Origin of the sequence: Nonomuraea sp. LP-02 (genome assembly GCF_036289125.1) — a bacterium.
In the GTDB taxonomy this organism is placed as follows: Bacteria; Actinomycetota; Actinomycetes; order Streptosporangiales; family Streptosporangiaceae; genus Nonomuraea; species Nonomuraea bangladeshensis.
The window spans coordinates 278,144-300,939 of the sequence record NZ_JAXCLK010000002.1; the positions used below are offsets into that span (position 1 = coordinate 278,144).

General features: G+C 71.1%; 19 protein-coding genes. 1 reads left to right on the plus strand and 18 read right to left on the minus strand.

The features are described from left to right. Positions 1 to 21: 21 nt before the first annotated feature. From SMD20_RS44590 to SMD20_RS44650, 13 genes are all read right to left on the minus strand, one after another. Positions 22 to 471, minus strand: a complete 450-nt coding sequence (locus SMD20_RS44590) for a DUF1931 family protein (RefSeq protein ID WP_329593380.1) — start codon at positions 469 to 471, stop codon at positions 22 to 24. A 5-nt stretch (positions 472 to 476) separates the two neighbouring features. After that, the gene (locus SMD20_RS44595; protein WP_329593382.1) at positions 477 to 2,141 is read right to left on the minus strand and encodes an FAD-dependent oxidoreductase; all 1,665 of its coding nucleotides are present in this window, start codon (positions 2,139 to 2,141) and stop codon (positions 477 to 479) included. Next, positions 2,138 to 2,566: a thioredoxin gene (gene trxA, locus SMD20_RS44600; RefSeq protein ID WP_329593383.1), complete on the minus strand. Its 429-nt coding sequence runs from the start codon at positions 2,564 to 2,566 to the stop codon at positions 2,138 to 2,140. The genes SMD20_RS44595 and trxA overlap by 4 nt, the downstream gene beginning before the upstream one ends. 1 nt (position 2,567) lies before the next feature. Continuing rightward, positions 2,568 to 5,171 carry an ATP-dependent chaperone ClpB gene (gene clpB, locus SMD20_RS44605; protein WP_442942659.1) on the minus strand — a complete coding sequence of 868 codons (2,604 nt, stop codon included), beginning with the start codon at positions 5,169 to 5,171 and terminating at the stop codon, positions 2,568 to 2,570. Positions 5,172 to 5,187: 16 nt separating this feature from the next. Next, on the minus strand, positions 5,188 to 5,490 hold the full coding sequence (locus SMD20_RS44610) for a chaperone modulator CbpM (RefSeq protein ID WP_329593387.1): 303 nt from the start codon (positions 5,488 to 5,490) through the stop codon (positions 5,188 to 5,190). Continuing rightward, entirely contained in the window at positions 5,487 to 6,446 is a 960-nt protein-coding gene (locus SMD20_RS44615; RefSeq protein WP_329593389.1) for a J domain-containing protein, read from the minus strand. The genes SMD20_RS44610 and SMD20_RS44615 overlap by 4 nt, the downstream gene beginning before the upstream one ends. After that, on the minus strand, positions 6,446 to 6,982 hold the full coding sequence (locus SMD20_RS44620) for a nucleotide exchange factor GrpE (protein WP_329593391.1): 537 nt from the start codon (positions 6,980 to 6,982) through the stop codon (positions 6,446 to 6,448). The genes SMD20_RS44615 and SMD20_RS44620 overlap by 1 nt, the downstream gene beginning before the upstream one ends. A 1-nt stretch (position 6,983) precedes the next feature. Further along, the gene (gene dnaK / locus SMD20_RS44625; RefSeq protein ID WP_329593393.1) at positions 6,984 to 8,879 is read right to left on the minus strand and encodes a molecular chaperone DnaK; all 1,896 of its coding nucleotides are present in this window, start codon (positions 8,877 to 8,879) and stop codon (positions 6,984 to 6,986) included. Positions 8,880 to 8,911: 32 nt separating this feature from the next. Next, positions 8,912 to 9,385, minus strand: coding sequence for a general stress protein (locus SMD20_RS44630; RefSeq protein ID WP_329593396.1), 474 nt, complete (start codon positions 9,383 to 9,385; stop codon positions 8,912 to 8,914). A 169-nt stretch (positions 9,386 to 9,554) separates the two neighbouring features. Then, the gene (locus SMD20_RS44635; protein WP_329593398.1) at positions 9,555 to 12,128 is read right to left on the minus strand and encodes an AAA family ATPase; all 2,574 of its coding nucleotides are present in this window, start codon (positions 12,126 to 12,128) and stop codon (positions 9,555 to 9,557) included. Between the two features lie 248 nt (positions 12,129 to 12,376). Next, complete coding sequence (locus SMD20_RS44640; RefSeq protein ID WP_329593400.1) at positions 12,377 to 13,267, minus strand: aminoglycoside phosphotransferase family protein; 891 nt, start codon at positions 13,265 to 13,267, stop codon at positions 12,377 to 12,379. Positions 13,268 to 13,695: 428 nt separating this feature from the next. Next, on the minus strand, positions 13,696 to 14,097 hold the full coding sequence (locus tag SMD20_RS44645; protein ID WP_329593402.1) for a cupin: 402 nt from the start codon (positions 14,095 to 14,097) through the stop codon (positions 13,696 to 13,698). After that, complete coding sequence (locus SMD20_RS44650; RefSeq protein ID WP_329593403.1) at positions 14,094 to 14,618, minus strand: YbhB/YbcL family Raf kinase inhibitor-like protein; 525 nt, start codon at positions 14,616 to 14,618, stop codon at positions 14,094 to 14,096. The genes SMD20_RS44645 and SMD20_RS44650 overlap by 4 nt, the downstream gene beginning before the upstream one ends. 166 nt (positions 14,619 to 14,784) lie before the next feature. Between SMD20_RS44650 and SMD20_RS44655 the strand changes: the two genes are divergently transcribed. After that, on the plus strand, positions 14,785 to 15,444 hold the full coding sequence (locus tag SMD20_RS44655) for a GntR family transcriptional regulator (RefSeq protein WP_329594749.1): 660 nt from the start codon (positions 14,785 to 14,787) through the stop codon (positions 15,442 to 15,444). Between the two features lie 60 nt (positions 15,445 to 15,504). Here SMD20_RS44655 and SMD20_RS44660 read toward each other — a convergent pair whose 3' ends face one another. Genes SMD20_RS44660 through SMD20_RS44680 form a run of 5 tightly spaced genes read right to left on the minus strand, consistent with a single transcriptional unit; the run spans position 15,505 to position 22,737 of the window. Then, entirely contained in the window at positions 15,505 to 17,925 is a 2,421-nt protein-coding gene (locus tag SMD20_RS44660) for a S8 family serine peptidase (protein WP_329593405.1), read from the minus strand. A 1-nt stretch (position 17,926) separates the two neighbouring features. Further along, positions 17,927 to 19,096 (minus strand): hypothetical protein, encoded by a 1,170-nt coding sequence (locus tag SMD20_RS44665; protein WP_329593406.1) that lies wholly within the window; start codon positions 19,094 to 19,096, stop codon positions 17,927 to 17,929. An 8-nt stretch (positions 19,097 to 19,104) separates the two neighbouring features. Beyond that, on the minus strand, positions 19,105 to 20,253 hold the full coding sequence (locus SMD20_RS44670; RefSeq protein WP_329593408.1) for a S53 family peptidase: 1,149 nt from the start codon (positions 20,251 to 20,253) through the stop codon (positions 19,105 to 19,107). Between the two features lie 11 nt (positions 20,254 to 20,264). After that, positions 20,265 to 22,589 (minus strand): hypothetical protein, encoded by a 2,325-nt coding sequence (locus SMD20_RS44675; RefSeq protein ID WP_329593410.1) that lies wholly within the window; start codon positions 22,587 to 22,589, stop codon positions 20,265 to 20,267. Positions 22,590 to 22,614: 25 nt separating this feature from the next. After that, the gene (locus tag SMD20_RS44680) at positions 22,615 to 22,737 is read right to left on the minus strand and encodes a hypothetical protein (protein WP_329593412.1); all 123 of its coding nucleotides are present in this window, start codon (positions 22,735 to 22,737) and stop codon (positions 22,615 to 22,617) included. Positions 22,738 to 22,796: the final 59 nt, after the last annotated feature.

Here is a 22,796-nt window from a genome sequence, read left to right on the forward strand (position 1 = left end):
CCGGTGTGGCGCCGAATCTCGTCATAGCAGCAGGTCGAAGACGCGGATGGTGCGTGCCCACTCCTTGCTCGCCGGGTTCTTGCGATCAGGCTCCATGGCTCTCATCGCCCTGGCGAGCGCCACGGAGAGTCCACCCGCCACGGCCGGCAGCCGGGCCTCGGTTTCTTCGCCGAGCGACAGATCCAGCGGAGGCAGTGCCGCGAGGTCCGCCAGGATCGATGACAGGTCCAGTACCTCGTCCAGGTCCCGGAAGTCGTGCATGCTCTCCTGCAGTCCTTTGGTGATGGGCAGGTCCCAGGGCTGGATGATGTCGCGCCCGTTCGACTTCGCGGCGGCCTCGGCGACGACGAGCATGTCGTGCAGCTTTCGGTTGATGAAGTCGCTGTATTGCTTGAGGTCGGACTTGTCCACGTCCAGTCCCGCAGCGGCGCGGAAGAAGTGCTCGAACCTGGAAACCGCGATCACTGGCATCTGGATCACCGTCCTTGCTGTCGATGCCCTGTCATGGAGAATCTTTCGTGCAACAGGCGTACGGCCATGGCGCCCTCCCCGACCGCGGACGCGACCCGTTTGACCGACCCGCTGCGAACGTCTCCCACGGCGAACACGCCCGGCCGCCCGGTCTCCAGGGGAAGGGCCTCCCCGTGTGACGCGCCGTGATTCGTGATGACGAAGCCCCGGTCGTCCAGCGCGACGGCGCCCGCCAGCCAGCCGGTGTGCGGATCCGCGCCGATGAACACGAACATCGCGTTGGTCTCGATCTCGATGGGCTGCCCCGTCTGGTTGTTCTGGGCGCGGACGGCCCGCAGGGAGCCGTCCCCGACCAGTTCGCGTACCTCGGTGTGGAACATGATCTCGATGCTGGGCGTCCGGCTGATCGCGTCGATGAGGTAGCGGGACATGCTCTCGCTGAGATCTCCGCCGCGGACGAGCATGTGCACCGACGAGGCGTTCCCGGCCAGGTAAAGTGCCGCCTGGCCCGCGGAGTTGCCGCCGCCGACGAGGACCACCGGCGCCTGCCGGCACATGCGCAGCTCGAACGGCGTCGCCGCGTAGTAGACGCCGCAGCCTTCGTACTTCTCCAGGTCGGGAACGTTGAGTTTGCGGTAGCGAGCGCCGGTGGCGATGAGCACGGCGTGGCCCTGCGCAGCGGGCCCGCCCTCGACGAGCACGCTGTAGTGGCCGTTGTCGGACTCCAGCCCGGTCGCCTCGGCCGGTACGGTCAGCCGGGCGCCGAACTTGGCCGCCTGGACGACGGCGCGTTCGGCGAGCTCGGCGCCCGAGATGCCCGACGGGAAGCCCAGATAGTTCTCGATGCGGGAGGAGGTGCTCGCCTGGCCGCCCGCGGCGACCGCGTCGAGCACGACCGTGGTCAGGCCCTCCGAGGCCGCGTACACGCTCGCGGCCAGGCCCGCGGGGCCCGCACCCACGACGATCAGGTCGCTCACGCCGTCGCCGGGCCGTGGTACGGGCAGGCCGATGGTCTTGGCCAGCGTGGCGACGGTCGGGTTGCGCAGCACCTGGTCTCCGCGCCAGATCACGACCGGCGTCTCCTGCGGGGAGATGTTGAGCTGGCGCAGCAGCGCCTCCGCCTCCTTGTCCTTCTCCAGGTCGATCCACCGGTGCGGAAGCCTGTTACGGGCGGCGAACTCGCGCAGCCGGCGGGTGTCGGGCGAGTAGCGGGAGCCGATGATGCGGAACCCGGCGTCCATGCCGATCAGCAGGGTACGGCGGGTCAGGTAGGCGCGCAGGACGAGGTCCCCGAACGCGGGGTCACCGTCCACCAGCGTGCGCACCTGGTCGGCCCGGACGGCCAGGATTTCGCCGGTCTCCCGCACGACCGCGGTCAGGAACCCGACCTGGCGGGTGAGCAGGCCCAGCTCGCCGAGGAAACGCCCGGGGCCGTGAACGGCGATCGTCCGCTCCTCCGCGCTGCCGTATCCCTCGACGGTGGCCACCTTGCCGCGCAGGATCACGATGAACTCGCCGGCAGGCTCGCCCTCCCGGTAGAGGACCTCGCCGGGCGACACGGACCTGCGCTCGCCGTGCCGCGACAGGTCCTCGATGCGCCGCTCATCCAGCCGGGGATAGGCCCCGTACAGGTCCGGCGTCTCGGGCAGGGTGGCCGGCGACCGCGTCATGACGGCGTCCTCAGCGTGTCCTCGACCCATTCGCGCAACTGGGGTGCCGGGGCCGCGCCGACGCGTTGCGCCACGACGCGGCCCTCGTTGAGCATCATGAGCGCCGGGACGCCCGTGATCGTGAAGCGCTGCGAGAGGGCCGGCGAGCGGTCCACGTCGATCTTGACGAGCTTCACACGTCCCGCCATCTCTTGGGCGACTTGTTCGAGCGCGGGCGTGACCATCCGGCACGGCCCGCACCATTCCGCCCAGAAGTCGACGAGTACCGGCAGGTCGGCCCGTTCGACGACCTCCGCGAAGGTGTCGTCGCCGGCCTCGGCGATCCACGGCAGCGGCTGGTGGCAGTTGCCGCAGCGGGGCGTTCCCGAGGCGGCGTCCGGAACCCGGTTCGGCCTTCCGCAGTTGGCGCAGCGCACAGTGTGCATGTCAGCTCTCCGGGGCGTAGAAGGTGACGTTCAGTTCGCCCTTGTCGGCGCCGACCACGATGGTCGCGCCGTCGGGGATGTCTCCGGCGAGCAGGGCCCGGCCGATCCTGGTCTCGACCTCGCGCGCGATGAACCGGCGCAGCGGCCGGGCACCGTAGACCGGGTCGTACCCCTGGTTGGCGATGAGCTTGCGGGCCTCCTCGGTGACCTCCAGGGTGAGCCGCCGGTCGGCCAGCCGCTGCCTGATGTCGGTGAACATCAGCTCGACGATCCGCTCGATCTCCGCCTCGGTCAGCGGCTTGAACAGCACGATGTCGTCGATCCTGTTGAGGAACTCGGGCCGGAAGTGCCGGCGCAGCTCTGCCATCACGCCGTCGTGAGCCTCGGGCTTGATCTCGCCGTCGGAGGTGATCCCGTCGAGGAGGTGCTGGGAGCCGATGTTCGAGGTCATGATGATCACGGTGTTGCGGAAGTCGACCGTGCGGCCCTGCGCGTCGGTCAGCCGGCCGTCGTCCAGGACCTGCAGCAGCGCGTTGAAGACGTCCGCGTGGGCCTTCTCGATCTCGTCGAAGAGCACCACCGAGTACGGCTTGCGCCGCACCGCCTCCGTGAGCTGCCCGCCCTCCTCGTAGCCGACATAGCCGGGAGGTGCGCCGACGAGGCGGCTGACCGTGTGGCGTTCCTGGTACTCGCTCATGTCGATGCGGACCATGTTGTCCTCGGTGTCGAACAGGGCCTCCGCGAGGGACCTGGCCAGCTCGGTCTTGCCGACGCCGGTCGGCCCGAGGAAGAGGAACGACCCGATGGGACGCTTGGGGTCCTTGATGCCCGAGCGGGCGCGGATGATGGCGTCGGCCACCAGCCGCACGGCCTCCTCCTGTCCGACGACGCGCTCGTGCAGGATCTGGTCGAGCTTGAGCAGCTTGTCCCGTTCGGCCTCCTGCAGCCGGGCCACCGGGATGCCGGTCCAGCGGGAGACGATGTCCGCGATCTCCCTTTCGGTCACCACCTCGCGCAGCAGCCGGTGGCCGCTCTGCCGGGTGCCCAGCCGCTCCTCCTCGGCCTGCAGCCGGCGCTCCAGCTCGGGCAACCTGCCGTGGCGCAGTTCGGCGGCGCGGTTGAGGTCGTAGTCGCGTTCGGCCTGCTCAGCCTCCCTGCGCACGGCCTCGATCTCCTGCCGCAGGCTCTGGACCTTGCGCAGGGCGGAGCGCTCGGCCTCCCACTGTGCCCGCATCGCCTCGGCCTCGGCCCGCGTGGCCGCCAGTTCCTCGCGCAGCTCGGCGAGACGCTCCCTGCTGGCCGGGTCGTCCTCCTTGGCCAGCGCGGCCTCCTCGATCTCCAGCCGCATCACCCGCCTGGTGAGGGCGTCCAGCTCGGCCGGCATGGAGTCGATCTCCGTCCGGATCATCGCGCACGCCTCGTCCACCAGGTCGATCGCCTTGTCCGGCAGGAACCGGTCGGAGATGTAGCGGTGGCTCAGCGTCACGGCGGCGACGAGCGCGCTGTCCTGGATCTTCACGCCGTGGAAGACCTCCAGGCGTTCACGCAGGCCGCGCAGGATCGAGATGGCGTCCTCCACCGAGGGCTCGTCGATCAGCACCGGCTGGAACCTGCGCTCCAGGGCGGCGTCCTTCTCGATGTGCTTGCGGTATTCGTCCACCGTGGTCGCGCCGATCATGTGCAGCTCGCCACGTGCCAGCATCGGCTTGAGCATGTTGCCGGCGTCCATCGCGCCCTCGGTCGCCCCGGCTCCGACCACCGTGTGGAGCTCGTCCACGAACAGCAGGATTCGTCCCTCCGCCGCCTGCACCTCGTTCAGTACGGCCTTGAGGCGCTCCTCGAACTCCCCGCGGTACTTGGCACCGGCCACGAGCGAGCCCATGTCCAAGCTGAAGATGGTCTTGTCGCGCAGTCCCTCGGGGACATCGCCGCGGACGATGCGCTGGGCCAGTCCCTCGACGACCGCCGTCTTGCCGACTCCGGGATCGCCGATCAGGACCGGGTTGTTCTTGGTCTTGCGGGAGAGGATCTGGATCACCCGCCGGATCTCCTCGTCGCGGCCGATGACCGGATCGAGCTTGTCCGCCCTGGCGTCGGCGACCAGGTCGCGCCCGTACTTCTCCAACGCCTCGTAGGCCACTTCCGGCATGGCTGAGGTGACGCGCTGATTGCCCCGCACGGCGGTGAGCGCCTCCAGGAATCGATCCCTGCTCAGGCCCTGGCCGTGCATGAGACGTCCGGACGCGGTCGTGGATCCTTCTTCGATGAGGGCCAGCAGCAGGTGCTCGACGGAGACGTACTCGTCCTTGAGCCGGCGTGCCTCCCGGTCGGCGGCGTCGAGCAGCCTCGACAGGCGCTGGGTGACGAACACCTGGCCGGGCGCGGCGCCCGGGCCGCTGACCTTGGGCCGTCGCGACAGCTCGTCCTCCAGGTCGGCCCGCAAGCGCCGTGGATCGGCGCCGGCCTGCTCCAGCAGCCTGGGCGCCAGCCCCTCGGGCTGGTCGAGCAGGGCCAGCAGGAGGTGCTCGCCGTCGACCTCGGTGTGGCCGAAGCGCAAGGCCTTGGTCTGGGCGTCGTGCAGGGCTTCCTGCGACTTCTGCGTCATCCTGTTCGGGTCCACTTCAGTCCCCTTGCGTGGTCGTGGGACGGTCGCGCAGGGCGGCCTCCAGCTCCCCGATCCGGTCGAGGAGGTCGATCACCACGCCGATCGCGGCGTAGTTGATGGACAGTCCTTCGTGCAACCGCTGGATGCGGGCCGCCGCCGCCACCTGGGCGGGCATGAAGCACAGCTCCCCCCTGGCGTTCCTGACCGGCTCCAGCAGGCCGAGCGCCACCAGCCGGCCCACGACCTGCGGGTGCAGGCCCGTGGCCCGCGCGTAGGCGTCGGGGTCGAGCCGGACCTGGCGAACGAGCGCGTAGCTCATGAGCGCCTCCTGGGGTCGAAGTCCGAGACGGCGGCGAGCTGCTCGAACAGGCGCCGCTCCTCGTCGGTGAGCCCAGACGGCACCATGATCCGGGACTCGGCGTAGAAGTCGCCCGCGGCCCCGCGCGGATGGGGCATGCCGCGGCCTTTCAGGCGCAGGCGGCGGCCTGTGGATGTGCCCGGCGGCACTTTCACCTTCGCCTCGCCGCCCGGCGTGTCGACGGCGACCGTGGCGCCGAGGGCCGCCTCCCAAGGAGTCAGCGGCAGCGGGGCGTAGATGTCGCGGCCCTCCACGCGATAGCGGGGATGGCCGGCGATCCGCACGATGAGGTAGAGGTCACCTGGCCGGGCTCCCTCACTGCCCTGCCCGCCCTGGCCGGCGAGCCTGATCCGCTGCCCGTTCGTCACACCGGGCGGGATCGTGACATCCACTCGCCTGCCCCCGGGCAGCGTGATGCTGCGGCGTCCGCCGTGGTACGCCTCCTCCACGGTCAGCGTCAGCTCCGCCTCCTGGTCGGCGCCGGGCACCGGTCCCCACTGCCGCCTGCCCCGGCCACCGAACATGCCGCCCAGCAGGTCCTCCAGGTCGACGCCCTCGTCCGCGCCGAAGCCGAAGCCCTCGGCACCGCGCCACCGGCCACCCCCTGCGCCGGCCCCTGCGCCGGGCCGTGCACCCGCGCCCGCTCGGCTGCGCGCGCGGGCCCACTCCGCGGGATCGACGTCGGGCGGCACCTGGCGGAAATCGGGTCCGAACGCGTCGTAGCGGCGACGCGTCTCGGGGTCGGAGAGCACGCTGTAGGCCTCCGAGATCTCCTTGAACCTGTCCTCGGCGCCGGGATCCTTGTTGACGTCGGGGTGGTGGGCGCGCACGAGCTTGCGGTAGGCCCGCTGGATCTCGTCGGCGTCGGCGTTCCGGTCGACGCCGAGCACCTTGTAGAAGTCCCGGCGTTCGGCCATCACTCCACCTTCTTCGCGACGGCCACGATCGCCGGCCTGAGCTGCCGCTCGCCGTCGCCGTAGCCGGGCCTGAGCACCTCCACCACGGTGCCTGGATCGACGTCTTCGCGTTCGACTGTCGTCACCGCCTCGTGGCGGGCGGGGTCGAAGGGCACACCGGTCTCGTCGTGACGGGGGTAGCCGAGCTTGCCGAGCAGGGTGACCGCCTGGTCCCGTACCGCTCGTACCCCTTCAAGCACGGCGTCCCCGCCACCGTCACCACGGGCTGCGTGGCTCAGCGCGAGCTCCAGGTTGTCCAGGACGGGCAGCCACTCGGCCGCCACCTTGGACCTCTCTTCGGCCCTGATCCGCTCGGCGTCGCGTGCGATGCGCTTGCGCACGTTGTCCAGCTCCGCGACCGACCGCAGCCACCGATCCTCCAGCTCCGCCAGCTTCGCGTCAGTCTCCGCCGGCGCCGCTTCTTCCGCGAGTGCCTGTTCGCTCCGCGTGGTGGGCATGCCGGCCTGGTCCTGGGCGTCGGATCTGTGCTCGTTCATGTCACTTGGGCTCCGAGGTGGTGAATTCGGCGTCGATCACGTCCTCGTCACTGCCGGCGGGAGCGCTCTCCGTCCTGGCCTGCGGCGGCACGCTCGGCCCGCCGCCCGCGGCGGCCCCGAGTCCGTGATAGACCTGCTGCAGCTCTCCGCTGAGCTCGCGCAGCCGTTCCACCGGCACCTCTTCCTTGATGGCCTGCCTGGCCTCCTGAACGAGCTGCTCCGCCCGCGCCTTCTCGTGCACGGGTACGGCATCGCCGAGTTCCTCCAGACGGCGTTCCACCTGGTAGGCGACCGAGTCCAGCTCGTTGCGCGCGTCAACGGCCTCCCGGAGTCTGAGATCCTCCGTACGGTGCTGCTCGGCGTCGGCGACCATCCGCTCGATCTCCTGCTTGTCCAGGTTGGAGCTCTCGCTGATGGTGATCCGCTGCTCGGCACCGGTGTCCTTGTCCCGGGCGGAGACGTTGAGTATGCCGTTGGCGTCGATGTCGAAGGTGACCTCGATCTGCGGCACTCCTCGCGGCGCCGGCCGGATGTTCTCCAGCCGGAAGCGCCCGAGCACCCGGTTGTCGGCCGCGCGCTCCCGCTCCCCTTGCAGGATGACGATGTCGACGGCGGTCTGGTTGTCCTCGGCCGTGCTGAAGACCTCGGTGCGGCGCGCCGGGATCGTCGTGTTGCGCTCGATGACCTTGGTCATCAGGCCGCCGAGGGTCTCCACGCCCAGCGACAGAGGCGTGACGTCGAGCAGGACGACGTCCTGCACCTCACCCTTGATGATCCCGGCCTGGATCGCCGCGCCGATGGCGACCACCTCGTCCGGGTTCACCGTCATGTTGGGGTCCTTGCCGTCGGTCAGCCGGCGCACGAGATTCTGCACAGCGGGTATCCGGGTCGACCCCCCGACGAGAATCACCTCGTCGATGTCCGCGGGCCTGAGCTTGGCGTCCTCCATCGCCTGCTCGACGGGATGGACGCAGCGCTGGACCAGATCGGCGGTGATCTGCTCGAACGTGGAGCGCATGAGCGTGGTGTTGAGGTGCTTCGGCCCCGAGGCGTCCGCCGTGACGAACGGCAGGCTGATCGTGGTCTGGGTGACTTCGGAGAGCTCGACCTTGGCCTTCTCCGCCGCCTCGAACAGGCGCTGCAGGGCCTGCGGGTCGTTGCGCAGGTCGATGCCCTGGTCCCGCTGGAACTCGTCGGCCAGGTGGTCGACGATCCGGCGGTCGAAGTCGTCACCGCCGAGATGTCCGTCCCCGGAGGTGGCGCGGACCTCGACCACGCCTTCGCCGATGTCCAGGATGCTGACGTCGAAGGTGCCACCGCCCAGGTCGAAGACCAGCACGGTCTCGTTGGCCTTCTTGTCCAGCCCGTACGCGAGCGCCGCCGCCGTCGGCTCGTTGATGATCCGCAGGACCTCCAGCCCCGCGATGCGCCCCGCGTCCTTGGTCGCCTGGCGCTGGGCGTCGTTGAAGTACGCCGGGACGGTGATGACCGCCTCGGTCACCTTCTCGCCGAGGTACTTCGCCGCGTCCGCGGCCAGCTTGCGCAGCACCAGCGCGGAGACCTCCTCCGGCGCGTACTGCTTGTCACCGACCTGGAAGCGCACGGCTCCCTGGGGCCCCTCCACAACGTCGAAGGAGACGGCGTGCTGCTCGCTCTGGATCTCGTCGTAGCGGCGGCCGATGAAACGTTTGGCGGAATAGATCGTTCCTTTCGGGTTGAGGATGGCCTGGCGGCGGGCCAGCTGGCCGACCAGCCGTTCGCCCTGATCGGTGAACGCCACCACGGACGGCGTCGTCCGGGAGCCTTCAGCGTTGGGTATCACCGTGGGGTGACCGTCCACCGTGGCGGCGATCACCGAGTTGGTGGTACCGAGATCGATGCCGACTGCCTTCGCCATTTCTCGCTCCCCCTCGTACTCCTTTTCGGGCTCTATCTGGTCATTCCTCGGAGCAGTTCATGGGCTTTGGCCGCCTGCTCCGACTCGACGAGGACCTCGTACTTGTCAGCGACGAGGGTGCTTTCGGAGACGAAGTCCCGCTGACCGCGCAGCATCGCGTGTGAGATCAGGCCGAAGACCGCTCCTGCCACCGCGCCCCACAGCAGCCCCCACAACATCAGGGGCAACCCGGCTGCGACGGTGGTGGAGAAGATCGCCAGGAACAGGCCGATGAGGAACCCGAACCACGCTCCGCCCGCCGCACCCCAGCCGGCTGCCCGCAGATGGGTCATGCGCGCGATGACCCGCTCCAGCGAGTGCAGGCCGGTGCCGACGATGAGCGTGCCGCCTACGGGGAACCCGTGATCGGACAGGTAGTCGACGACCTTTTGCGCCTCCTCGTAGCTGCCGTAACTTCCGATCGGTTCGCGGTGGGTCATGATGGGGCCGGACGGCGCGACGGACACGGCGCTCCTCCTTACCTCCTCAGGCCGGGACCCCCTGAGACCACGATGGGCCGGGCTCGGCGGCCTGGGGCACGGTGATGACGCTCCATTCCTTCCAGGCTTTCGCACGCTCTTCGGGGCCACATCCCCCAGGTGGGTAGTCGTCGCCGCGGCCCCGTACCGGCGCGGTTCAGGCACGCCTCCCGCCGGGCGGTGGGTCGAGGCCATCCCGTGTCTGCTCCGCCGCGAGCCGCGCGAGCTCGACCCGGGACCTGATGCTCAGCTTGCGGAAGACCTGCCTCAGGTGGAACGCGACCGTGTGCACGCTGATGAACATCTGTTCGGCGATCTGCGGGTTGGTGCAGCCCTCCGCCGCGAGCGACGAGACAGCGTGCTCGGTCTCGGTCAGGCTGTCCCAACCGGAGACCGGCCGTTCGGCGTAGCTCCAGTGCCGGTGGCGCACCCCCATGCCGCGCAGCCTCCAGCGGACGCGCGCGGCGTCCCGCACTGAGCCGATGTCGTCGTACGTGCCCAGGGCGCGCTCCAACCTCTCCGTGGCCTCCACGCGCCGGCCTTCGGCGGCGAGCACCTTGCCGAGGTCCTCCTCGGCGGAGGCTCGCGCCCACACGTCCTCGGCCCGCCCGGCGGCCAGGGCGAGGGCGTCGCAATCCCGCTCGAGCAGGCCCCGGGCATGCGCGGCGGCGGCGCCCAACGCCGGAAACTCATGGTTGGCCCCGCCGAGCGCCTCTGCGGCGGCGACCACGAACTCGGCCGCCGCCCGGTCCTCCGCGTCCAGGGCGACCCGGGCCATCCACGGGCCGGCCGCGGGCTCGATGGTGAGCATCAGCGGGCGGGGCAACTCGGCGAGCAGGCTCATCGCACTGCGCGGCCCGTCGCGGGCCTCCGCGACCTGCGCGGCCAGCAGGGCGTGCCGCAAGCGTGCCTCGGGCGTTCCCCCCGGCTGTTCCCCGAGATGATGCGCCGCTCCCTGCAGGTCGCCGCGCCGCAGCGCGACGGCGGCAAGCACCGCGCAGGCCGCCGCGACCGACAGCGGCGTGTCGAGCGCGCCGGCCAGGTCCAGGGCCCGCCTCGCCTCGGTGACCGCGTCGTCGAAACGGCCCGCGAGCAGCTCCAGGCGGGCCTCCAGCGCCGAGGCGTCCGCGGCCCAGGCCAGATGACCGTAGCCGAACATGTCCTTACGCGCCTGGCGCAGCATCGCCCGCGCCTCGTCCAGCCGCTGGACGTCGACGAGCACACCGGCCGCGATCAGGCAGGCCTCGTAGCGGCGTTCCTTCGGAGAACCGGCCCCGGCCGGCCGGCCGGCGCTCTCCGCCATGGCCAGCGCGCTGGAAAGCCTGCCCTCGTGCCGCTCCGCGGTGGCCAGGGCGACCAGCGCGGCGCTCCTGACCGCGGGACCGTAGCGGCCCTTCCCGTCGATGACCTCCTGCGCGTACGCCCGCGCGGTGCCGTCGTCCCGCAGGCGCGCCGTGGCGTACAGCTGGACCAGGGTCGCCCGCTCGCGTAGGTGGCCGGGCAGACCCGGGACCACCAGCACCGTCTCGGCCTCGTGGATCGCTTCGTCTCCCCTGCCCGTCAGGTACATCGTGTCCGCCAGCAGGCAGCGCAGTTCGGCCGAACCGTGCACGGAGCCGTGCTCGGCGAGGCGGCTCCGTACCATCTGCTCGGCCTCGTGCAGCCGCCCGCTGGCGATCGCCGTGTCTATGCCGCCAGAGGCCGGGCCGGTGAGCAGACCCCGCCCTCTCGGAGCCCAGGGAAACACACCGGACTGGTCGAGCAGGGACTGCCGCACCGATGGAGGGATGCCCGCGGCCACGATGCCTGCGACCAGTTCGTGACGGAAGGCCAGACCGTTCTCGGTCACGATCAGGATGCCCGCCGCCGTGGCCTCCTCCGTGACCGCGAGCAGCGCGGCCGGCGTGGTGTCGAGCAGCGACGCGGCGTGCTCCAGCGACAACGAGCGGCCGAGCACCGCGATCGTCTCCACCAGGCTCCTGGCCTTCGCGCTCAGGGTGTCGATCCAGCCCCGCACCACGATCCGCAGCCGACCGGGCGCGCGGGCACGCACCGCGTCCCGCAGCGGTCCCTCATCGCGCAGCCCCACGATCAGCTCGGTGATCAGCAGCGGATTGCCGCCGGCTCCCGCCACCAGCGCCCGCGTCGCGGGGTCGGACGGCCTCCCGAGAATGTCCGCCGTCAGCGCGGCGACCGCGGCCGGCGACAACGGCGCGAGCGTCACCCTCTCGGCCCCCTCCCGCTCCAGGACGTCGAACAGCGACACGGCCTGGCACGCGACCGGCGCGGTCGAGCGGGACATCAGCCAGCTGATGGGCCGGTCGGCCAGCAGGACATGCAGGGTGTGCAACATCCTCAGCGTCGCCGGGTCCGCCCGCTGCAGGTCGTCGAGCACGACCAGCACAGGCCCCGTCGCCAGCCGCTCGAGGCCCACCCGCAACCGCTCCAGGACCAGCGGGCCGGAGCGGGTGGAGCCGTCGCCGCCCTCCGGCTCGGACCGCAGGCCGAGGGCCTTCAGCAACATGCTGAACGGAGCGAGCTCGCCCAGCTCCTCCACCCTGCCCTGCACGACCCCGATCCCGCGTTCGGACGCCTCGGCGACGGCTTCGGCCAGCAGCCGGCTCTTCCCCGACCCCGGCTCGCCGTCCACCAGCAGCGTCCCGCCCCCACCTCTCCGCAACTTCTGCAGCAGGCCATCGACGAGACGCCATTCCCGATCGCGTCCCCGCATGATTCCTCCTACGGAGCGCCTGCCACGACAGGAAACGGAGAATCCCATGCCCGACAAGATCTTTCGCTCCTGAGGCCCGAACTGCGGCATGGCTGCCGAGGTAGGGAAGGGGCGACGCCCACTGCACCGATCCGGCGAGTGAGGAGCAGGTGAGGCTGTTCTATCTGTTCCGAGGCACACACTTCACGCTGCTCGTCTTCGGCCGAAGGCCCGCACCCCGGGTGAGCAAGCTACTGGAACCCAGTGGGTCACCGGGCCGCTGCCACGATGCGGTCGAGTGTGGTGCGCCCCATCGCGCTCATCGGCGGATTGCTGTCGGCGTAGTACCAGACCAGCCCCATGGCCTGGACGAAGCCCCAGGCCATGCCGCGTTCCCACTCCAGGTCGTCGCAGTCCAGGCTCCGCCGCAGCACCTCGCGCGGACGTGGTCGCAGCAGGTGCCAGGCGGCGACCAGGTCCAGCGCGGGATCGGCCGGGCCGAAGCCGCCGCCGTCGAGGACGCCGCTCAGGCGGCCGGCCGAGACCAGCACGTTCCCCGAGATCAGGTCGCCGTGGCTCATCACGTCGTCGCCGTCGCGCGGCAGCTCCCGCAGCCGGCTCCAGAGGCGGCGCAGCCGCGGCACGTCCAGCAGCGCCTCGCTCTCCCGGAAGCACTCCTCCATCCAGGCGTCGTGGCGGGTGAGCTCACCGCCGCGCCCTGAGCCGCTGAAGCGCCGGCCTCTGGTCCCGGCCTTTCGCAGGGCGGCGATGAAGGCCGCCAGATCGCCGACGAAGTCCTCCGACCCGCTCGGGTCGGTGTCCGTGGCGGGCGTTCCCCGTAGCCACGTCTGCACCGACCACGGCATGGGGTAACCGTCGCCCGGCTCTCCCAAGGCCACCGGCTCGGGCGTGGGGAACGGCGAGATCCGCGCCAGCTCGGCGCTCGCGCGGGCTTCCCGCTCCAGAGCCGATCGAACGGCGCCGGCGTCGGCCAGGCGTAAGGGGAAGCGCGCCGCGAGGTCGTCCCCGATTCGGAAGATCGTGTTGACCGTTCCCGTCGATCGCACCGGCCGGATCTCCAGACCCCTCCACTGCGGGAACTGCTCCGCGACCAGACGGGCGACCACCTCGGCCGGCACGTCCACTTGGTCGTCATGCATGGTCACGTCGTACACCCTTCCTGCGGCGGTACGCCACAGCAACGCCCATCGCGCCGGAGGCGCGTCGTGGACAGGCACGTAGGCGATGTCGGGCCGGGAATGGTACCGGATGGCGTGGAAGTGCACGAGCGCGACTGGGCCAGCCGGTGTCCGGCTCGGACGGCGAGGACGACGGGCTCGACGCGGACGACCGGCCCCACGGTGAGGTCGGCCTCCTTGACCGGCAGCCAGGCGATCTGGACGTCGACCTCACCGTCGCTCGAGCCGGACGCCAACGTTGTCTGGGGTGCTCTCAAAGCGTCAGGCATGTGTGGCAGGGGAGCCTCGACCAAACATGCCTGACAAGTTGTCTGGGGTGGTTAGGCAAGTAGGGACGGCATTGGAGGGTGTCGGTCGCCAGAAGGTGCGCCGTCGGAGAGCAGGCGCCGTCAGAGGGGGTCGGCGCGTCTCTCCGAACTGCCACCACATGGCGCGGTGATGGTCATGACGGTGCTGGGGATGTCGAGCTGGATCCGGTGCCACCGTCCGCGCGGGACGATGGCGGCGGTGCCGGCCGTCAGCCTGATCTCTTCCTCACCTTCCCCTTGCCGTCCCGGCGGTTGTGGACGCAGGTAGAGGCGGATCTTGCCGATGATGCAGGACACGATCTCGTCGGCCTCGGTGTTCACGTGCCAGTGGTCGGCGTGGACGTCGGCACCGGTCCTGGCGTGGAATGCCTTCAGGTGCCAGCCATCGCGCCCGGCGTCCGCCGGCCGGGCGCCCACGCGGATCCTGCCGCCCCGGGACAGCTGGATGCCGGACGCGGAGAGCTCGATCGGAGTCACGGTCATGGGGTCTCGGCGGTGGCGGTCAGGACCGCGCGGCCGAGGAGGTGGCCGGCGATGGTGAAGCCGAGGTAGGCGGGGGTGGCAGTGGCCGGGACGCCGATGGTCTCGGTGTCGAGGGCGTGCACCACCACGAAGTAGCGGTGCGGGCCGTGCCCCGCCGGCGGGGCCGCGCCGAGGTAGCGCGGCACGCGAGCGTCGTTGGGCAGCTGGTAGGCGCCGTGGGGGAGGCCGGTTCCGGTGTCGTCGCCCGCGCCTTCGGGCAGTTCGGTGACGGTGGCGGGGATGTCGGCCACGGCCCAGTGCCAGAACCCGGAGCCGGTCGGCGCGTCCGGGTCGTACACCGTGACGGCGTAGCTCTTCGTCCCCTCGGGGGCGCCGCTCCACGACAGTTGTGGCGAGATGTCCTTGCCTCCCGGGAGGCTTGCGGACATCTGTTCGGCGGGCCAGGGGGCGCCGTCGGCCAGCGTGGTGCTGGTGAGGGTGAAGGAGGGCACCTGGGGCAGGCGGGCAAAGGGGTTGTTCATGTCTGGTCCTTCGAACAGGTGGTGAGGGTGTCGGCCGATGGGTCGGCAGACGCGGGCAGCGCCATCGGGGGCGCCGTTCACACATCATCGACTGTAACACGAATAATCGATTATTTGCCAGATGGTCTAGCCTGAGGGCATGACGGCCGACCCCTCGACGAAACAGATGCTCTCCGAGCGTGTTCACACCCGGCTTCAGGAAGCGATCATGAGGGGCGAGTACGCGCCGGGTGAGGCGCTCAAGCCGCAGCAACTGGCCCAGCAGCACCAGGTCAGCCTGGCCGTCGTCCGCGAGGCCCTGGTGCGGCTGGTGGGCGAGGGCATCGCGGTGCGGCTGCCCAACCGCGGCTTCGCCGTCCCCGACTTCTCCGACCGGCAGTGGCAACAGATCGCCGAGGCTCGCCGTACGATCGAGCCCGTCATGCTGCGCCTGGCGATCGAGCGCGGCGACCTCGACTGGGAGGCACGGGTGCGCGCGGCCCACCACCGCCTGACCCGTACGCCGCCGTACGAGCCGGAGGAAGGCGAGTACTACACCAGCGCCTGGTCGGAGGCACACCGCGTCTTCCACCGGACCCTGCTGGACGGGTGCGGCAACCCCGTGCTGCTGGACACCTTCGACCGGCTATGGACGGCCGGCGAGCTGGCCCGCCGCTGGTCGGCGCAGCGCACACCCGACCGCGACGGCGCCGCGGAACACCGCCGCCTGGAAGAAGCGGCGCTGGCCCGTGACGCCGACATCGCCACCGAGGTACTGACCCACCACCTGACGCTCACCGTCGCCGCCCTCACATCCGCACCTGATCAGGTCAGGCTGCAGTCGTGACCTGGGCTGATCACGCCGCCTTGTCCTTCGGGGCCCGTCCTCGGACAGGCCCCGAAGGCGCTACTTCTTCTCGCAGGTGCGGTGGCCGAGGAAGACGTCGTCGATTCCCCACCACCCGGACAGCTGGCCGAGGAAGGTGAAGCGGACACGCACCGCGGTCCGGCCGACCGCCTGAGGCAGCTCCACGACCTGCAGTTCGGGCCCGCGAGCCCCGGGGTAGCCGGCCTTCTTCCAGATGTTCGCCCACGTCTGCCCGCCGTCGAGGCTGACGTCCACGAGCGCGGTGCCGTTCACCCTCGGCTCCAGGTCGGAGGCGAACTGCAGGGCAGGGGCCGCGGCTTTCGACAGATCCACGGCCGCCGACGTCAGCGTGGTCTCCTGCACGTGGTGCAGGCCGTAGTGGTCGGAGTCCACGATCGCGAACCCGTCCTTCCCACCCGTCCTGTTGGTACGGCCACCCGGATCGTTCAGCACCCAGCCGGGCTCGTGGGCGTACCCGGGAAAGCCGGGATCGGTGTTGGTGACACTCCACCCACGCGGCAGCCCCGAGTCCAGCCGTTCCGTGACACCGTTCAGGACCGGCGCGTAGCCGGGAGCCTCGCAAGCGAGCGTGACCGTCAGCGCGAAGTCCTCGGTGAGCGGCGTCGTGCCGACCGTCACCTGCCTGGCGGCCGGGGTGTAGCCGCGCGGCACCGCCGCCGCCTCCAGCGTGTACGTCGTACCGGGCAGCAGCTCCAGCCGGTACGCACCGGTCTCGGCGTCGGACTTCGCCGTCCAGGTGTGTCCGGCGCCGTCGGAGGCCGTCACTGTGGCCGCCAAAGGCCAGCCCTGGCCGGAACCGTCCCGCACGGTGCCGCCGACCTGGACCCGCACGGTCGGGACGAGCCGGACGTCGAGTGCGACCGTGCCGTCCTTGGCGATCGTGGCGGTCTGCGTGGCGTCGGTGTAGCCGAACGCCGTGACCTTCACCTGGTAGTCGCCGCCGATCAGCCGCAGCGAGTAGTCGCCCGCCTCGCCGGTCACGGCGTCGCGGGAGCGCCGGCCGGTGACCGAGACGGTGGCGCCGGGAACCGGCTCGCCCGTCTCCGCGTCGGTGACGGTTCCGGACAGCGTGCCGAGCCCGACCTTTGCGACGGCCAGTAACGCCGAGGCGTCCAGCCGGCCCTCGCCGAACACGTTGTTGTCCTCGGCAGGGCCCCCGCACTGGGCGTCGGCCATGTCGATCGCGGACGCGTCCAGCAGCGCCCTGGTGCCGTCGAGGTCGCGTACCAGGTCGGGGAAGGCGGACCACAGCAGTGCGACAGCGCCGGCCGCGTGCGGCGCCGCCATGGAGGTGCCCGACATCAGGCCGTAGGAGCCGCCGGGCAGCGCCGAGCGCACGTCGACGCCCGGGGCCGCGATGTTCGGCTTGGTCTCGCCGTTCTGGCCGGGGCCGCGGCTGGAGAAGGAGGCGATCGCGTTGTGCACGTCGTACGCGCCGACGGAGTAGTTGAGCGTACGGCTGCCGGGCGAGCCGCTCGTCCTGCACGACGGGCCGCTGTTGCCGTTGGCCCAGACGCCCATGATGCCGGAGGCGGCCCACGCCTCCAGGATGTCCTCGATGATCGGCTCGTCGGTCGGCTCCGTCGAGCTCCACGAGTTGTTGATGATGTGCGGCCGCTTGCTGACGTCCGGGTTCTGGCCGTGGCTGTCGGTGGGGGCCAGCATCCACTGGGCGGCCGCGACGAGGTCCTCCTCGCTGCACGTCTGGCAGCCGTTCGCAGTGATCCACTTCACGCCGGGGGCGACGCCGATCTGGTTGCCCTGGCCGTCGTCGCCCACCATGGTGCCCATGGTGTGGGTGCCGTGCCCGTGCGTGTCACAGGGAGCACCGCCCGCGCAGTGGCCCGAGGTGTCCAGCCAGTTGTAGTCATGGGTGACGGTGCCGTCGGCGTTCGTGCCACGGTAGGAGGCGCGCAGGGCGGGGTGGTCGAACTGCACGCCGGTGTCGATGTTGGCGATCACGATGTCCTCGCCGCGCCTGCCGTACTCCTTCCAGACGTCGTCGGCGTTGATGTCGGCCACGCCCCACTCCAGGCCGGAGCCGGCCGCGGTGGTGGCGGCGCGCCGCACCGGCTCTGCCAGCGTGTACGTCTTCGGGGGCCGCACCTGCTGCACGCCGCCCATCGCGGTCAGCTTCTTGACCTGGGCCGGGGTCGCGTCCTTGACCAGGATCGCGTTGGTGACCCAGAACGACTCGCTGTCCAGCTTCTCGTCCTTGAGGTACTTCCTGACGTCCGACTGGGTGCGGACGGCAGTGTCCTTCAGCGCGTCCACGACGAGCTGGCCGCGCGCGGTCCTGGAGCGCGCCTTGGGGGCGGCCGACAGGTTGGCCTCCGGCTTGAGGATCACCCAGACGTCGCCCGGCGCCGCTTGGGCGGGCAGGGCCGCGGTCAGTCCCGCCAGGAGGGTGAGGACGGGGAGTAAGGCCCGGAATCGCATGTCAGCCCTTTCCGCAGGTGAGTCTGGCGGCCATCGGCCGCACCTCCTGGGCGACCTCGGAGACCGTCACGCCCACGGCCCACACGTTGTCCGGCCCGCTGCCGTGCACGTCCAGGAAGTTGTAGGTCAGGCCGTTCATGCGCGGGCCGGGGTGGGAGATCGTCGTCCAGGCCGAGCCGTCCCAGTGCAGGAACTCCTCCTCCTGGCCGGGGCCGACGTCACCGACGGCCCAGACGCTGCCGGGGGCGGCGGCGTAGACGCTGTCGAGGCGGCTGTTGCCCAGGTCGGGCAGGGTCGTCACGCTGTTCCACGCAGTGCCGTCCCAGTGCATGACCAGGGCGGTCGCCTGGTTGTCGGTTCCGTCGCGGCGCCGGCTGCCGACCGCCCACACGTCGTCGGGGCCGGTGCCGGAGACGGCGAAGAGTGCGCCCGTCGGGTGCGTGGCCGGCACTTCCGTCCACCGCGTGCCGTCGAAGTGCTGGACGAGCGGGCTGATGACGCCGTCGGCGTCGCGCTGGTTGCCCACGGCCCACACGTCGTCGGGCGAGACGGCGGTGACGGCGCGCAGGATCGACTCCGGGCGTCCGGAGGCCGGGTTCTCGACGATCGACCAGCGCCGGCCGTCCCAGTGCTCGATCAGCGCGGCGGTGGGCGGGTTCAGGTCGCCCTTCTTGGCCCCGTAGGTGTAGCCGACGGCCCAGGCGTCGTTCTTCGACACCGAGGCGACGTCGGCCAGGTAGAGGCCCGTCGTGGCCGCGGCGGGCGAGACGGCCGTGGGGTGGAGCGTCCACCGCCGGCCGTCCCAGCGGGCGGCCTGCGTGGTGTCGGCGCCGGTGCCCATGTGGTCGAGCAGTAGCCAGCCGCCGCTGGGGGAGTGGAAGGAACTGGCCTCGGCGCTCTGCCTGGTGTACGGCGGGACGGGCGGGCGGGTGTTGTCGCGTGGCCGCCCGCCGCGCAGGTCGCCGCTCCAGGCCGTCGGCGAGCCGTTGGAGGAGGAGCCGGTGAACAGGGCCTCCCGGTCGGAGAAGACGGTGACGTCCTGCGGGTAGGTGCCGGCCGGGCTGATCGCGGAGGTGTCGACGACGTTCCAGGACGGTACGCAGCCTCCCGGTGCGGCCGAGGGCGTGGTGAGGGTGCTCGCCAGCAGTGCGCCGGCAATGAGGGTCTTCATGGGCTCTCCTAGAAGGCGCCGATGCCGTTGGGGCTGCCGTAGCCGGTCGGGCCGTCGTAGCCGGGGCGGGCGTTGCAGAGTTCGGGCGCGGCGCAGGTGCCGGTCTTGCCTGCCGTGATGTCGAACAGGTGGCCCTTGCCCGCCTGCAGCTGCCTGCCCGGCGTGATCAGGTCGCCGTTGCCGGCCAGCGCGTACACACCGGCCACGAGCGCGGCGGCGATCGGGGTGCCGCCGACCGCGACCCAGCCTCCGTAGGAGTAGCTGTCGTAGACGGCGACGGGCGTGCGCAGGTCGGCCACGGCGGCCGTGTCGGCGACGGTGCGCTTGGCGCCGCATGCCCCCTTCGGCTGCCAGGCGGGCCGCGAGACGTAGACGGAGCAGCCCGAACCGGATCCGGACCAGGCGGTCTCGCCCCAGCCGCGCGTGCCTGCCTGACGGTACAGCGTGGTGCCGCCGACGGCCGTGACCGTCCCGTACGCCGCCGGCACGAGCTGCTTGCCCGTCCTGGCGGGGAACCCGCTGTCGCCGCTCGGCGCGGTGATGGGCACGCCGGGGTGCGCGTAGTGGGCGGCATGTGCCAGCTCGCCGGCGTACTCCGGCAGGCCGTACGGCGTGGTGACGACCGTGGCCCCCTGCTTGACGGCCTGGTCTACGGCCAGGCCGAGGTTCTCGGCGTCGGCGTCGTCGGCCTCGACCAGCAGCAGCCTGCAGTTGGGGCAGGCGGCCGCGGCGATGTCGAGCGCGGCGCTGCTGTTCAGCGACCAGTCCGGATTGGCGCCCGGCGGCTCGTCGCCGCCGCGCTGGTTGACCTGGCGGAAGCAGGCGAACTCGCCCTCGCAGGGGGGTAGCCCGTTCGCCTTGCGGTAGACGGCGAGATCGTTGCCCGCGTTCGGGTTGTGGTACGGCACGATGACCGCGATCGTCTGACCGCCGCCCAGCCGTGCCGACGGCAGCCGGTAGGCCTGCTGCAGGTCGGCGGCCGAGAACGGCTGAGGCAGCCCGGCCGCCTTGGCCTCCGCGGCCGGTCGGGCGGTCAGCAGGCAGCCGGCGGACCCGGCCCGCGCGGCCGGGCAGGGCCGCGCGGGATCGGCCTGGGCCGGAACGGCGGGCCCGGCGAGGAGCAGGGCGGCCGCGGCCGCCGCGATGAGTTTCACCATGATGAGCTCCTTCAGCTCGTCAGGCCGTAGGCGCGGACGACGGTCTGCTCGACGGCGTTGCCCTGCCGGTCGTGCGCGCTGACCCGCAGGGAGACGAACCCGCCGGAGTCCGGGTGCCGGATCGTGGCGGCGAACAGGCCGTCGGCCCGCCTGCCCGCCGTCAGCGGCTCGCTCCAGGTGGCGCCGTCGTCGTAGGAGACCGCGACCGTGGCCTCGACGCCCTTCGGCGCGGCCATGTGCTCCTGGTTCTCCACCGCGAACGCCACCTCGAACGGCCCGGCCTTCGCCTTCGACCCGGCGTCGAGCGGCAGGTCGTAGCGGAGGAACAGCAGCGGCAGGAACGAGCACTCCCGCGTGGCGTCGGGCACGCACGACGCGCTCTCCGGCAGCTTGGCCCGCTGGTCGGAGGGGGCCGAGCGGAACGTCCAGTCGGTCGTGACCGGCGTGCCGGCCAGCTCGCCGCGCTGGTCCTGCTTCCACACCAGCCGGTAGTCGGCCTGCTCGGGCAGCATCGGCAGGTCGGCCGCCTGGGCGCCGAGGTTGCCGGTGATGCGGTTGTCGGAGGTGAAGGCCAGCTCGCCGTTGCGGTAGAAGTCCAGGCCGGAGTGGTCGTCCCAGCTCGTGCCCGTCGTGTAGTGGCCCGGCGTCGAGTCCGCGAACCGCTGTGGATAGATCATGCCCAGATCTCCCTGACGGCAGGCCACACAGAGGGTCGCGAACGGATCGTCGACGAGGGGCGAGTCGCCGCCGAAGCCGATCGTGGACTCCTGCCGGTACGGCGCGGTGCGCGACGGCACGCCTGGCGCCTTGTTCCACAGCTCGCGCACCACCGAACCCGGTTTGAGGGTGCGGCGCTGGTTGTAGTGCCGCGCGCCGTCGTCGGAGTTGAACGCGGTGTGCCAGACGGTGATGTCGGGGGAGCTGCTGAACAGGTAGTCGGTGCGCTCGCCCGGCAGTACGGAGGAGCCGACGCCGAGCGCGCTCTGCGTCCAGGGCAGGAAGACTTCGGGGAACAGGTCGAAGCGGTCCTGCTGCCCGTACGGGCTGCGCAGGATCGTGGAGCGGACGGTGGTCAGCTCCGAGTTCCGCACCGTGCGGGTCAGGCTCGCGGGCACGCCCTTGGCGTACGGGAGGACGAGCCGGTAGGTGGGCTTGCCGGGCGAGCCGGACGCGGTCTCGGTGAGCTGGGTGTAGGCGGCGAAGCTGAAGCTGCCCTTGCGCACCGGCCTGGTCGGCGTCGCGTACAGCGGCTGGCTGCCGAATTCCGGGTTGGACACGATCCGGAACGCGACTAGCTGGAACGCCCCGAGCCCCCACGCGTCCACCGCGGCCGAGTTGCCCGCCTCGCTCTTCCTGACGAAGGCGAACATGTCCTGCCGGTACATGCCCTCGGTGGGCTGTTGCACCTCGACGTCGTACGGCACGGCGGTGCGCGCGTCCAGCGTGATCTTCAGATCGCCGGCGACCCTGAACTCCGGCTGGACGACGAACGCCGCGCGGCTGGTCAGGTCGTCGGCCGGTCCGGTGAACACGCTCGCCTCGACGGCGTAGGTGCCCTCCGGCACGCTGTAGGCGACCTCGCCGGTCTCACCGGGGTAATCGATCGTGTAGAAGCCGAGGTCGGTGTCGTCGACGCTGTGCACGTAGGCGACGACCGCGCCCGGCTTGCCGTCCAGGTCGATGCTGTCGATGGAGAGCGTGTGGTAGGCGCCGGCCGCCGCCTTCGCGGTCGCGGGCCGGTGGAACGGCGAGACCGGCGCGTCATCCGGCACGGTGATGCGCTCGACGCCTTCCAGCGTCCCGCCGCGGCCCGCGCGCCACTCCTCGGCGAGCGCGCGGCCGAGGGCCGGAGCCTCGTCCGGGGTGATCGTGGCGCCGAGCGCGGCGAGCCTGCCCGACGTGGCCTTGACCGGGACGGGACGGTTGCCCGTCCTGGCCAGGTAGCTGACGTTGAACAGGCGCGGGTCCAGGAGCCGGTCCAGGAACGGCACGGCTGCGCTCGGGATGACGTACTGGTCGCCCTGCCAGCCGAACCTCAGGTACGTGCCGCCGGCCTCCGCGCCGCCGGGGGAGACGACAGTGGTGCTCTGCCGGCCCTGCTCGTCCACGTCCAGGCGTACTCGCTCGCCGGTGACGAGGGTGACGGTGGTCTGCCGTGGAGGATTCGCGGGTCGCGCCTGAGTGAGGGGCAGGGGGGCTTCGTACGGGATGACGGGTTCGGGGGCCGGCTCGCCGGTCACCGCGCCGGCCATCGAGCCGGTCAGGCCCAGTCCGGCGACCAGCGCTGCGGTCACGCTGATCACCGTCGCCCGAAGGCGCGGCCTGAAGGTGCTCATGCGGGCTCCTGTGCTCGTCGTGAGGTCACGCCTCGACCCAGCCGTCGTCGTCAGGGGGATTTCCGTGGTCGTCCGGGGCCGGGATCGGCTCTCCGGCGTCCTCGCCCTCAGCGGGACCGGTCTCAAGGGATTCGTCCGGGTTGTCCATGAGGCAAGCGTGATTAAAGGGGTACACCGCCAGCTATGGGGAAAAGTCCCCATTCGTTG